This window comes from Roseivirga misakiensis, from assembly GCF_001747105.1.
GTDB classification, from domain to species: domain Bacteria; phylum Bacteroidota; class Bacteroidia; order Cytophagales; family Cyclobacteriaceae; genus Roseivirga; species Roseivirga misakiensis.
The window spans coordinates 943,765-956,257 of record NZ_MDGQ01000003.1 but is presented as its reverse complement, the minus strand read 5'-3'; the positions used below and the strand labels follow the sequence as shown (position 1 = coordinate 956,257).

10 protein-coding genes and 1 tRNA gene are annotated in these 12,493 nt (G+C 38.7%); 2 read left to right on the top strand and 9 right to left on the bottom strand.

The window, feature by feature from the left end; all coding sequences use genetic code 11:
- Window positions 1-58 precede the first annotated feature (58 nt).
- The 8 genes from BFP71_RS04410 to BFP71_RS04380 form a co-directional block, all read right to left on the bottom strand.
- A complete protein-coding gene (locus tag BFP71_RS04410) occupies window positions 59-754 on the bottom strand; it encodes a hypothetical protein (protein ID WP_069834214.1) in 696 nt (231 codons plus the stop codon).
- A complete protein-coding gene (locus BFP71_RS04405) occupies window positions 751-1,320 on the bottom strand; it encodes an RNA polymerase sigma factor (RefSeq protein ID WP_069834213.1) in 570 nt (189 codons plus the stop codon). The genes BFP71_RS04410 and BFP71_RS04405 overlap by 4 nt, the downstream gene beginning before the upstream one ends.
- A 169-nt stretch (window positions 1,321-1,489) precedes the next feature.
- Window positions 1,490-1,561 (bottom strand) — tRNA-Glu (locus BFP71_RS04400).
- A gap of 51 nt (window positions 1,562-1,612) precedes the next feature.
- Complete coding sequence (locus tag BFP71_RS19235) at window positions 1,613-1,843, bottom strand: class I lanthipeptide (RefSeq protein WP_141719672.1); 231 nt, start codon at window positions 1,841-1,843, stop codon at window positions 1,613-1,615.
- Between the two features lie 139 nt (window positions 1,844-1,982).
- Window positions 1,983-2,321, bottom strand: coding sequence for a LytR/AlgR family response regulator transcription factor (locus BFP71_RS04395; RefSeq protein ID WP_069834212.1), 339 nt, complete (start codon window positions 2,319-2,321; stop codon window positions 1,983-1,985).
- 1 nt (window position 2,322) lies between these two features.
- Window positions 2,323-3,234: a thiopeptide-type bacteriocin biosynthesis protein gene (locus BFP71_RS04390; RefSeq protein ID WP_176723318.1), complete on the bottom strand. Its 912-nt coding sequence runs from the start codon at window positions 3,232-3,234 to the stop codon at window positions 2,323-2,325.
- A complete protein-coding gene (locus BFP71_RS04385) occupies window positions 3,227-5,464 on the bottom strand; it encodes a lantibiotic dehydratase family protein (RefSeq protein ID WP_176723317.1) in 2,238 nt (745 codons plus the stop codon). Before BFP71_RS04385 ends, BFP71_RS04390 begins: the two co-directional genes overlap by 8 nt.
- A gap of 10 nt (window positions 5,465-5,474) precedes the next feature.
- The gene (locus BFP71_RS04380; protein WP_069834209.1) at window positions 5,475-6,686 is read right to left on the bottom strand and encodes a lanthionine synthetase C family protein; all 1,212 of its coding nucleotides are present in this window, start codon (window positions 6,684-6,686) and stop codon (window positions 5,475-5,477) included.
- Between the two features lie 163 nt (window positions 6,687-6,849).
- On the opposite strand from BFP71_RS04380, the gene BFP71_RS04375 reads away from it, so the two are divergent.
- Window positions 6,850-9,057 (top strand): peptidase domain-containing ABC transporter, encoded by a 2,208-nt coding sequence (locus BFP71_RS04375; protein ID WP_069834208.1) that lies wholly within the window; start codon window positions 6,850-6,852, stop codon window positions 9,055-9,057.
- Window positions 9,054-10,370, top strand: a complete 1,317-nt coding sequence (locus tag BFP71_RS04370) for an HlyD family secretion protein (RefSeq protein ID WP_069834207.1) — start codon at window positions 9,054-9,056, stop codon at window positions 10,368-10,370. The genes BFP71_RS04375 and BFP71_RS04370 overlap by 4 nt, the downstream gene beginning before the upstream one ends.
- 7 nt (window positions 10,371-10,377) lie before the next feature.
- Here the strand turns inward: BFP71_RS04370 and BFP71_RS04365 are convergent, their stop codons facing one another.
- Window positions 10,378-12,390: a glycoside hydrolase family 65 protein gene (locus BFP71_RS04365; RefSeq protein WP_069834206.1), complete on the bottom strand. Its 2,013-nt coding sequence runs from the start codon at window positions 12,388-12,390 to the stop codon at window positions 10,378-10,380.
- Window positions 12,391-12,493 lie beyond the last annotated feature (103 nt).

Sequence of the window (12,493 nt, the reverse complement as noted above, 5' to 3'; positions counted from 1 at the left end):
TTTTTTGTTCTTTTTGCTTTCACTAGTTGATCACATGTATGCAAGGCACTAAAACAAATCATTGAAGCCTTTTTATAAGTTCGAGAGACTGTTTCTTATACTTGCTCAGTGCTTTTATTTTCTCAAAGCTTTTGATAGTTGAGTCACTTTCTTCAAGAAGCAAAAATGACAGTCCTTTGAACCATTGGGATTGGTTTCTAAAGATACTATTGATTCCAATTGTATTTAATTTGTCAAGTGCTTCTTCTGGTCGTTTGAGAGCGAGTAAACAGATGCCTTCGTAAAACTCTACTGTATCGCTTTCCGCAAGAGCTTCGAAACCTTCTAACGCTTTGGCGTATTCTTGTTGTGAGTAAAAATGTAGGGCATTGCTCAGCCCATTTCCCACGTTTCGACTTGTCACAGCATCAGGGTATGGCGTGAAATATTCATTAAAAAGTGAGTTATGATTGCGTTGACTAATTTGTGTGAATATTAGAAACAAAGCGATTGCAGCAGCAACGCTTACCGGAATCAGCCACCTACGAATAGTTGGTTTAAGGCTAATTTTAGAGTCGCTGTTCATAATTGACTGCATTTCCTCCCCAGCACTTATTGCCTTAATTACATTTACCTCAGCAATATATTGCTCAAACGCTTGCGAGAACTCTGCATCATTTTGGATCCTCTCATCAAAAGCAATTCTTTCGTTTTCAGAGAGTTGATTGGTCTGATACTTATCAAAAAGATCTATGTGTTGGTCTTTCTGGCTCATAGTGTGAAATGATGTTTTTCTAGGCCGTGTTCTTTGATTAAGCTAGCCAATTTTTTCATGCACCTTAATTTCTTTGTTTTGGCAGCTTGTGCGCTACCAAGATTAAGATTTTTAGCTATCTCTTCCATGCTCTGAGTTTCAAAATAAAACCATTTGAGAATGTTACGACAACCTGAATTCAAGTGCTCTAAGACATAACTTACAAGATGCGTATCTAACTTTTCGTCGGGCTCTTGAGTTAAGCTGTGCTGTCCATCTATTGTTACCGTAGGGACGTCTTTTTTGCGAAGCTTTAGCAGCCATAGGTTTCTTGCTATGCCGATAATGTACTTGTTTAAAGCGGACTCTCCTCTGTATTTTTGTTCAATCAGATTATGATAGACTATGGTAATGGTTTCTTGAAAAATGTCTTTAGCTTCCTCTACACTGCCATTGTTTTTGACTATGTACCGTTTTACCATTGGAAAACATTCATTATAGACTTGTGTAAGAGCAGTGCTTCTCTTTTTTGGATTGACAGAAAGTATTCGCTCAACTAATTTTGAGCTTTTTTCTTTTTCTCCCATTGCAACAGGTCAGGAATCTTGTGCTGTAAATGAAACGAATTTTATTTGTAAAGTAACAAGGAGAAATTAAATATTTTTAGTATAAAAAGGGTAGACTAAAATGAAACAATTATGGAAATGTTGATTTGAAGGATGATTTTAGTTTTCGCAAGCATTTAAAAAAATAAAGTAGTCCGTAGAGGAATCGAACCTCTCTTTTCAGGATGAAACCCTGATGTCCTAACCCCTAGACGAACGGACTATAAAGATGGAGTAAGTCTTGCCATAGACAAAGACTTACCCCTAATCTTTATTATAGACAACGACAGTCAGTTTGGACATGTTCAGTTCTACAGTCTACATGTTGCGTTTCTATCGGAGGGCAACCGTATGTACAGAGTGAACCTGTATTACAAGTGTCAAAGGTTAGTTCGCATTGAGGTAAGAAACTGTCATTCGTACCTCCCCTTAGTGCACCAGCACTAAGATTAGAAATCACATTTTTCTTTAATCTCAGTTTTCCGTTAAATTTTTGCTTTTTCATTTTTTTAAATTTAGGTTTTACATTTTTTTAATTAAAGCAATGTATATAGTATTAAAACGAGATTATGAATGGATATAACATCTTTTATATCCGATAATTCTGGGAGTATAACTGATGATCAAAAGCATAAAACTGATTACTACAAGGCCAGAGAATTCCTTTTGAGAAACTCGAGAAACTCTTTCTTCCTACGTTGTGCTATAGGAAAATGAAAATCATTTGTCATGACCACTTCATTTTCAATGATTTCCACTATATGACTTATGTTAATGATTACTGAAGAATGAATCCTAAAGAATGTTTGATCAGGTAATAAGCTCGTAAGATTCGATAGGTTTTTACTTATCATATGCTTGGCACCTGAGGTTAAAATGAGTTCACTATAACTTCCTTCTGCACATACACAAAGAATGTTTTTGATCTTCTCGAGTTGCACGCCCTTAGTTGTTGGTATGAGTATGTTATTTTCTTTTCTCATATCAAGGTTGGTCTGATTTCTGATGCCTGAGCCTGGCATGTTGCGAATTGTAAGAGCGGTGGAGAAAGTCATGAATCACTAATTCATACTTGCGATTTTGTGATCGAAACAAGCGATTCATAAACATGTGAATGTAGCTAGACATCAAGTCATCAATTGAGATATGAATTACTTGATCCTTTTCTTTCAGACTTATTTGTTTGGCTACAGCCTTAAGACCAACTTCTCTTTGTTTTAGCAAAACTAGAATAGGAGCCAGTTCTTGCTCTTGTTGCAAGCTCTCGTTCAAGAATTGATCTATTTTTTTTCGGAATACCCTGTACTTTTCGTCCAACTGTTTTTTAAGGAATCTTGACATGCCAAATTCATTGGCAAAGCTGTTTTTCATTTTATCGGTTAAGTTCAGTTTTTCTTCTAACGAATAATTAAAGGCACTGAGTAGGCTGTCTATGCCGCGTAATGCCAAAAGCCACTTGAGCTCCTCTCCTTCTTCACCCTCTATTAAGTTCAATAGGCTTACAACAAATTGACTGTCGTATTGAAATAGAGATTCAGCCTCTTCCATGGTATTATGACCATATCGTTCTAATTCACGATGATAATCCTCTATTTGAAATTTCCAGACAAGCTCTTCTTTGACATAAAGTGAGAGGCTATCATAAAACAATGTGATGATTGAAGAAACAGCCCCTTTATCTTTAAGGCAAAACCTTATTCTTAAATGAGGTTTAGGGTCTGAATAACGAATAAAGAACCATTTTTCTATCATGCATTCATTTAACAACCGTTGGGCTAGTGGTCTTATAACCTCGGCCAGAATGCGGTCTGCGGTTTTATGACCCGTATATACTTTATAATAAAGCCAAGAGTCACCTATCATAAACGACCTTTGAACAGTGTCTATATTATTCATGGCCATTTTGTTTTTGAGTGTTGACAAAGGATATTATCATTTGATTGGTGTATTGGTTTGAACCCTGTTTCACTATTGTTTCTTCTCCGAAGAGAAACTCACTTAGTTTGAACCGTGCTTTCTTTTTTACCTCGTTGAGTAGCATGCGCACGGCTGTGAGGTTATCGGTATTAATGAGCAACTCGTTGTCACTTTCTATCAATAATACATATTGAGGTATTTGATAAGTTTTCTTCCATAACTTCAGTGCAACTTTCAGTTTGGCATCACTGGTATCTTCCAGCATGAGGTTTTCAATCTCTTTTTTCGAGATAGTCCACTGTGCTTTGCTTAAGATTACTCCTTCGAATTCAACTCTTGGTAGGAACTTATATAATTCAGCTAATCCACCCCAACCGAAGCCGAGCATTCTTCTCCCTTGAGTTTGCAGGTCTGCGAGGAAATTATAAATCGGCAGGGATTGGTTAGAGAAGTTATGGGCATTAGAAAGTCTTGGAATAACCTCTTTTTGCATTGAGATTGACCTGAGTGTAACTCGCCCATCACGTCTTGCACTAATGACAAGGTCGTCTATGCTTAGTTGCTTTTCCGTAGGTAGAATTGATTTGGCCAAATATGGTATTTCATAGTTTCTGAATGCTGGTCTCATCAAAATATTTCCCACCCTAGATTCGGGAAGATGAACAATTTCTGCAAGAATTTTATTCGGATTCATCTTATGCTCTCGCTCAACAATGTGCCGTGTATGAAGATTAATTTCTTTGTCCCCATGACAGAATCGAGCAAGAAGATTAGCCGATGATGATCCACCAAAGCCAGAGATAAATAATTTATCATTCCCCTGCTCTTGAACAACTTGAATCATTGCTGATATTGTGTCAGCTAGGTCGTCCCAGTTCACCTCAAATTTTTCGAAATCCTTATCGCTTAAATGAATTACAGGATACTCAAGTTTAATACTTTCAATTAGCTTTTGATGTAGTATTTTTTGGTAGGCGGTTAAACTAATTTTTTGAAATGTATTCTTGTTACTCGTTGGTGTTACAATGTCATCAATCAGTTGGTTTACATCTCCGCTGCCTTGGTTTTGTTTATAGCCAATACCTATCTCCATATCGAGTGCTTTGGCTAAAGGCACCTCTCTATTTTCATAGCGTTCATAGAGTGCTTTCCCAAATTGACTAAGCATTGTTTCCTCCCTTGGCGGTGTGATTTTGTTAAATAGTGTCAGTGCCTTTAAGGCTTTATCTATTGTGGCGTGGCCCAGCTGATTTTCTTTTAGATGCAGTATCATGTCTGTTTGAAACATGTGCTTCAACTCGAATTTGGTTTCCAGATTTTTTAAAGAATTGGCTATTTTCAAATAACTTTTGATAGGGTTACCTAACTTTTTATCAAGCGATTCTAAGTTTTGATTAGCTTGAGAAAAAGTCTCTAGTAGTAATTGAATTCCTTTTAGTTTTTTAAGATAAGTTGTTAGTTGAAATGAAAACTCTGGCCCTGAAACGGAAGGCTCTAACTCGCTAACTAATAGCTGACTACTGACGAGTTCATCAATAAAGGCGATGGCATCTCCAGTTGTAATTTCGTCATCTACTAGCAGTTTTGACAAGTCACTGAGATAAGCCCCCGGCTTTGCGGCAGATATAATTCTTCGCAGGTTATCATCATTCTCCAATGATACCATTTGATGATTTCTCTTTTTGTTATGATAGATGTATTCTATGTAACGCCATTCGTTTCCCACCCTATACAAACTGCTATTTGGGTAAAAGAGAAGTTGCTTTTTGATTGAGGGCTCTCTTACTAGATTCTGAGACAGGGCAATTAAATAGTTCATGTCGAAACGTGTATGCCTTCCGAACTTTTCATAAGGTTCCAACTCTATACTTGTCCTCTCATTAAAAGATCCAATACCAGTCCCAGCAAATAACCCAAAAGGAGTACAACGCGAAGACATACGGCTTAAGTACTTAAGCAATGAATAAACTAATTTTTCAGCCTCTTTCTTGTCAGTGATTTCATTCGAGCACCATTTTTCAAGTCGTTCATAAAGTGTAGGAGAAGCTAGGAAAATAGCTTCCTTTATAATAGCATTTGTAGCGTAGGTCTGCTTCAAATCCTCAACATCTACATTGTCTTCTTTTGTTAATTCTTTAAAGTAAGAGAGTGGGAGCAATGGTGTTCGTACTACACATTTATCAAAACTTCTGTAGGGGTTCTTTTTCATGGTCATTAAATTATTTAATCATCAAAGACTCTTCCCAGTTCGGCTCAAAGTCAGAGAGATAGGATATAATACATAAGCCAATACCAGCTATTCCTTCTAGTAGATTGACTTCGTTTACAGGAGAGTCATTCCACCTTTGTTGTTTGAAGCCAGCGTACCCATCTTTATATATTGCTAATTTTAGGCCTTCGCTTACCCAGTAATCTGTAGCCTTACCCAACGCTTTAAGCTTGGTTAGCTTAAACATGGTTCCGTAGATTTGAGCTAGTCCAAAAGCACCGTGGCAGGGGCTGGCATCTACTACTCCACAAGCTTTTAAGCCTTTTCTGTTTGTACTATGTAATAGTATTCGGCTGGCATCTTCACTGAGTTCTTGATCTTTTAGTATTTGAGATGCTTTATGTAACGAGAGGCCCACACCTAGGTCGCCATAACACCATGAGAGGCGTGATTCGACAGGCACTGTTTTTGAATTTTTTGAAATAGTACTTGGAAATAGTGAATGTTCAATGGATTTTTCTTGAGACAGTATATAACTTATACTTCCCTTTAGTAGAGGATAAGCTAAACTTTGAAATTCGTCAAACTCATAGGTCCGTGCAAGAAAGTTTACGATGCTGGACATGCCATGTGAGAGGCTAAGATTATATACAATTTCTGGACTCTGGCCTTTTTTGATTTCGGAAGACCACTTGATGCCACTCTTATCTTTTTCTGAGGTTTCCTTTAACCCTTCTAATAACTCCTTTAAATAAGCCTCATACTTTATTTTCAGCTTTTCTGATTGAGTGTTTTTGTAACGCTTAAGAAAGTAAACGCCATAGCCAATAGCTCCATGAAGGAAATCATAGTGACCTATTGAGATACGTTCTTTCATCTTATGATAGAGATGATCTTCTATATCAGGAAGAAGCTTATCATTTTTAATCTCAATGAAATTATTTTCCGATAGGTGTTCAAAAACCCAACCCACTCCTGCAATTCCAGTACAATAGGTGGGAAAACTATACCCATTGCTTATTCTATTAAGACACTCCTCAAGCACTCGGTTTCCGACTGTTCCATAATGATTGTCTCGCTTGTATTTGGCGTAGTAAAAGAAGAACATGGCAACCCCTGAAATGCCAGCTAGTACACCAAGGTGGGGGCTTTCCATCTGTTTAGTCTCTAAGGCTTGGGCAATCTCTTCTAGTTTTTTCTCTAGGTCTTTTTTCTGTAACATAGGTTTCCGCGTTTATGATAGGAGTTGTCAGAAATGCCATGGAGGTAATCACTTTTAAAAAAAAATTATCGATTGATTACCTCAGCCCATTTTTTGTAACAGTCATATAGGACGCTTAAAAATCACTGGGGATAATCCTATACCTAGCAAGTCTTAATGACATATGAATCCACTTAAGAAATTCCCCTTTTACAAACAGCTAGACCAAATGGACTGTGGTCCCACTTGTTTAAGGATGATTACCAAATTTCATGGGAAACAGATTTCAGCTGACCGTTTAAGAACAGCATCCGCGATTGGTCGAGATGGGGTTTCTTTGGGGGGTATTGCTGAAGCAGCTGAGAACTTTGGTTTTCATTCACTTCCGGTGAAAGTTGATTTTGAAACCTTTAAAGAAGATGTTTTTCTGCCTTGTATTGCACACTGGCGACAGCGACATTTTGTCGTGGTGTATAGAATAACTAGGAGTAAAGTCTATGTTGCGGATCCCGCCCATGGGCTGGTTGTCTATAGTATTTCTGAGTTTCTCAATGGTTGGTTGGGTAAGGAAGCTCCGTCTGGTTCGGAAGGCTATTTATTAGTGCTTGAGCCAACACCGCTGTTTTATGAAAATGCGGACAGTCGCGACACGAAGAAGTTTGGTTTTAAGTTTCTATTAAGGTATTTCAAGCCATATCACAGATATATATCACAGCTGTTTTTGGGTCTATTGGTAGGTAGTTTACTCCAATTGATTTTCCCCTTTATCACACAATCAGTAGTTGACTATGGTATCAACTTTCAGAACATTGGATTTATCTACCTAATGTTAATTGCCCAGTTGACCTTGTTTATCTCACAAACTACTGTCGGTATTATACGCGGTTGGTTGCTTCTGCATATGACGAGCAGAATCAACATTAACCTGATCTCTGATTTTCTAATAAAGCTGATGCGTTTGCCAATATCGTTCTTCGACTCAAAGAATACAGGAGATATCGTACAACGGATTCATGATCATAGTAGAATTCAAAGTTTCCTATCGTCTACAACTTTGAATACTCTTTTTTCGGCCTTCAACTTGGTCATTTTTGGTGTCGTTTTGGCCTATTATAATCTGACCATCTTCTCAATCTTCATGGTAGGTTCCTTGATTTATGTAGGTTGGACGGTATTATTCTTAAAGAGGAGAAAAGAGCTTGACTACAAGCGATTCGATCAATCTGCCGATAACCAAAGTAGTATATACCAATTGATTTCAGGGATGCAAGAGATTAAATTGAACGGTTCTGAAAGAAGAAGAAGGTGGGAGTGGGAGGCAATTCAAGTAAAGCTCTTTAAGGTTTCAGTCAAAGGTCTAGCACTTTCTCAGACCCAGAATAATGGTGGTGGATTCATTAACGAAGTGAAGAATATCCTCATCACCTTTGTTGCTGCTAGTGCCGTAATCTCAGGCGAACTCACGCTCGGAATGATGTTATCGGTGCAATACATCATTGGCCAATTGAATATGCCCATTCAAAACTTCATTTCTTTTATTCAAGCCGGTCAGGATGCCAAGATTAGTATTGAACGTCTAGGAGAGATTCATATCAAAGAAGATGAGGATGACCCTTTTCAGACCAATATTAAAACACTTCCGTCTGTCGCCAATATTAAATTGAGCAATTTAAACTTTAGATATGGAAGTAAGAGCTCGGCATTGGCACTTGACAATATCAGTTGCAATATACCTGAAGGAAAAGTGACGGCCATTGTGGGTACAAGTGGTAGCGGCAAAACCACATTATTAAAACTGTTACTTCGGTTTTATGAACCTGAAAGTGGAAGCATTCAGGTTGGTGCTTCCAAATTAGAAGACTTAAGTATTAGGACTTGGCGAAAATCTTGTGGCACCGTTATGCAAGATGGCTTCCTGTTTGGTGATACCATCTCAAGAAATATTACTGAATCTGATTCTGATGGTAGCACTGATCATGAAAGACTGGCAGAGGCCATAAGAATTGCAAATATCGAAACCTTTATTGAAGAGCTACCAGGAGGTTTAGAAACGAAAATTGGAGGTAGTGGTGTGAATATTAGTGGAGGGCAAGCACAGCGTATTTTTATTGCAAGGGCCGTATATAAGGATCCTAAGTACTTGTTTTTTGATGAAGCTACGAGTGCCCTTGATGCGAATAATGAAAAAACCATCATGGAGAATTTGGGAGAGTTCTATCAAGGCCGTACCGTAGTTGTTGTCGCACATCGATTAAGTACAGTAAGAGATGCTGATCAAATTTTGGTTTTGGACAAGGGGCAAATTATTGAGACAGGAGATCATGACGCACTGGTAAGTCAAAAAGGTGCTTACTATAAACTTGTGAAAAATCAATTGGAGCTAGGATCATGATAACAGAGGCAAAAGAAAAATCTGAAAAGACTGGTTTAGATATCAGATCATCTGCAGTGACGGAAATAATGGGTCAGGCACCGAATTGGGTCATCAGGTGGGGGATTACTGTAGTTCTGTTAATCGTGTCTTTAATAATTCTAGGGTCTGCGTTGATCAGCTACGATGATATTATACCTGCTAGAATTACTGTTACTAGTTATGACCCTCCAGTATATATTGAGGCAAGAAGCACGGGCAAGGTCACCGATATTTTTGTTGAGCCTGATCAGCTTGTTGTCAAGGACGAGGTCTTGGCGGTTATAGAGAACACAGCACTTTTAAATGATGTTCTATTGGTCAGACGGCTTATAGATGACTTTAAAATAATTCCTTCTGACTTGGATTCTTTGCACCTCAGATATCCTTTAACACTGTCGATAGGTGAAATTCAAAACGCTTATTCACAGTTTATTACTCAATATCAGAACTACCTACTTTATCTGAAGAATCAACCAAATCTAATTCAGGCTAATTTATTAACTGACCAAATTAGTGAGCAGTTAGGTCTTTTAGAAAAACAGAAAAACCAGATTCGATTATTCGAAAAAGAACTCGAATTGTCATTAAATGCTTACCACCGAAGCTTGAGTTTGCTAGATAGCGCCATTATTTCTACCGCTGAATTTGAGTCCATATCAAGGAGTTATCTGGGTGATAAACAGAGATTGGAAGGACTTAAGGTACAGGTCGCGACCACGAAGATTAGCATTTCTAACCTTAACGGTAGCAAGACTCGTTTACTACTTTCCGATGAGGAAACACTATACAATAATAATCAATCATTGGAGCAAGCGGTTCAGAATTTAAAGAATGCAATAGCTGATTGGGAACAACGATACCTTATAAAAAGCCCAATTAATGGAAGAGTCACACTGTTTGATATCTGGAATGAGTATCAAAATGTGAATGTTGGAACGGTACTCTTTACGGTAGTCCCTGTAAAGGTTGGTGCTATTATTGGCCGCGTTGTTTTACCAGTTCAGAATTCTGGAAAGGTAAGTATTGGCCAAAAGGTTATTATTAAGATTGATAACTATCCTCACGCCGAATGGGGTAGCCTCAAAGGTTTTGTGACCAATATCTCTTCGGTTCCTAAACAGGGTCTCGCTGAATACGCTATACAAGTGAGTATCGCAGACCTGAATACTTCTTTTGGAAAGACTATGGCTTTTAAACAAGAAATGCAGGGTTCTGCTGAAATTGTGACGGAAGAACTAACTATTCTTCAGCGTATTTTTTACCAATTGAGAGAAGTGCTCAGTCGTGGTTAAGGAGTCATTATTTTCTATAAAACCCCTTTATTTCCATACTTTTCCACCCTTTGGGTAGGTTCTGTTTTCCTTTTACAATTCCATCATTGGTGATATCTAAGCCACCAAATCCGCCAAGAACCGTTTGCAACATGCCACCTGCTCCTGTCGCAAAGTATGGATTAGTGCCACCTCTTGTTTCAGATAATACACCAAAAGGAGGGACTGCATTTGGTCTGAAGCTGTTTGTCCAAACGTCAAAAGCTTTGTTTGAATCTCCTAAACGTGCATAGATGGTCGCTAATACGCAAAATCCCATAGCAGGGCCGTCAGGTGCCATTTTGGTTTCATAAAACTTAAGGTCTTTCTCTATCTGACTGTTGTCCTTGTAAAATTGGAGTGGATAAGACAGTAAGTTCACATCCGCTTGTTTGATCATAACGTCTGCATATGTCGCGTTTTCTTTGGTAGTACCATCGGCATATTTCAGAACTGGGATGTTTTCCGCTACATGTGCCCAATCTGGGTCTGCTTTTAGCCCTAAAACTTGCGCGGCTTCCGAGGCATATCCCAAAGTGAGTTTAGCAATGGCATTCGTAAAGGCGTTGTTGTCTATATTTTCTTCCCATTCATTGGCGCCAATCACATTTTTAATATCGTATTGCCCTGGTCCGTTGCGTTCAACTCTGCTTGCCCAGAATGTGGCTACTTCTTTTAATATTGGCCACCCTCTTTCTTTCAACCATTCTTTGTCACCTGTAACTTGGTAGTATTTCCAGAATGCCCAGCCAACACAGCCGGTGATATGGTGTTCAAAAGGTCCAGTAAGAGCCCATACTGGCGTGTCTTCTGATCCGTCATCTGCAGATTCCCATGGGAACTGAGCGCCTTTATAGCCATGGGCAAATGCGTTTTGTTTTGCCGCACCTAACCGCTGAAAACGATATTCTAATAATGACTTAGCGATATCTGGTTGTAGCATTAACAATGGCGGATACATCCATAGCTCCGTATCCCAAAATACATGGCCATTATAGCCTAAACCTGATAGGCCCATTGGGGATAAAGAGTAGGCTGTACCTGCCCTAGCGAATGAATAGAGGTGGTAAAGTGCCGATCTCACATCTTTTTGAGATTGCAAATCTCCTTCGATGACAATGTCGCTTTCCCATAATTCGTCCCACGCTGCAATGTGTCTCTCTAGCAACCGTTCCTTGCCTTCCAATCTTGCATAAATCGTTAATCTTTCCGCTTCGTTTTGAGGGTCGCTGAAATGTTCGCTCGCCATAGTAGATGCCACTAAAGCAAATTCATATGTTTCTCCAGCTTTTAACTGTTTATCGAACTTTGCCCAGTGCCTATTAAAGTCCCAATCTTCATGGATTACTTTTGGTTCGTGCCCGTGCTCTTCAGGAAATATAAATGTGGATGATGCGGCGACGGTACTGGAACCTGAAGGGCTTTTTCCTACGGATGTCATTAAAGGAAATGATACGTGCGGTCGATCTATTTGTGCATAGAATTGTCTCACATCAGTCAGGTGATCCGGTGCTTCCATTACACTTATAGGCGTAATTAATATATCTTCCTTTGCCGTAATTTTCATGATCACCATTGCAGTGAAAGGTAGGTGTCTGAGTGACATCACTTGGTGTTCAACTGTCGCTTTATCTTCTATGTCAAAAGTTGTCGTCAAAATGGCCTTTTTCATGTCAAGCACCTGTTGATAGTTGCTTACCATTTTGCCACCTACTCTTCTTCTATTGATATCGAGATCGAAATTGACATGGTTGAAGGTTTTCAAGATATTAGATACCCTTCCTCTTTGGTAGTTGTCGTATACGCCATTAAGCACTACATCTTGCACTCTCATTGGCTCAGGTGAGGAAACTATTCCTACCATACCGTTGCCTACAGTAATGCCATAGTAATTATTAGGATCGATGTTTTTGGCCGGAATGTGCCATGGAGATTGGTCGTAGTTCTGAGCAAATGCTACAACAGTAAATAGTAGCAGAAAACTGGAGACAACTGTTTTCATAATTCAATTAATTAGCGCGTTTCAAGAATACTTCTTCGAAAAGAAATCTAGAATAAGTATACGAATTTTGAGGGTTACTTTCTAATCGGAAAACACCATAATT

Excerpts from the sequence above, each read along its gene's own strand:
- BFP71_RS04410 (WP_069834214.1), bottom strand. The coding sequence starts at position 754 with ATGAGCCAGAAAGACCAACACATAGATCTTTTTGATAAGTATCAGACC.
- BFP71_RS04390 (WP_176723318.1), bottom strand. The coding sequence starts at position 3,234 with ATGAATAATATAGACACTGTTCAAAGGTCGTTTATGATAGGTGACTCT.
- BFP71_RS04380 (WP_069834209.1), bottom strand. The coding sequence starts at position 6,686 with ATGTTACAGAAAAAAGACCTAGAGAAAAAACTAGAAGAGATTGCCCAA.
- BFP71_RS04405 (WP_069834213.1), bottom strand. The coding sequence starts at position 1,320 with ATGGGAGAAAAAGAAAAAAGCTCAAAATTAGTTGAGCGAATACTTTCT.
- BFP71_RS04395 (WP_069834212.1), bottom strand. The coding sequence starts at position 2,321 with ATGAGAAAAGAAAATAACATACTCATACCAACAACTAAGGGCGTGCAA.
- BFP71_RS04385 (WP_176723317.1), bottom strand. The coding sequence starts at position 5,464 with ATGAAAAAGAACCCCTACAGAAGTTTTGATAAATGTGTAGTACGAACA.
- BFP71_RS04375 (WP_069834208.1), top strand. The coding sequence starts at position 6,850 with ATGAATCCACTTAAGAAATTCCCCTTTTACAAACAGCTAGACCAAATG.
- BFP71_RS19235 (WP_141719672.1), bottom strand. The coding sequence starts at position 1,843 with ATGAAAAAGCAAAAATTTAACGGAAAACTGAGATTAAAGAAAAATGTG.
- BFP71_RS04365 (WP_069834206.1), bottom strand. The coding sequence starts at position 12,390 with ATGAAAACAGTTGTCTCCAGTTTTCTGCTACTATTTACTGTTGTAGCA.
- BFP71_RS04370 (WP_069834207.1), top strand. The coding sequence starts at position 9,054 with ATGATAACAGAGGCAAAAGAAAAATCTGAAAAGACTGGTTTAGATATC.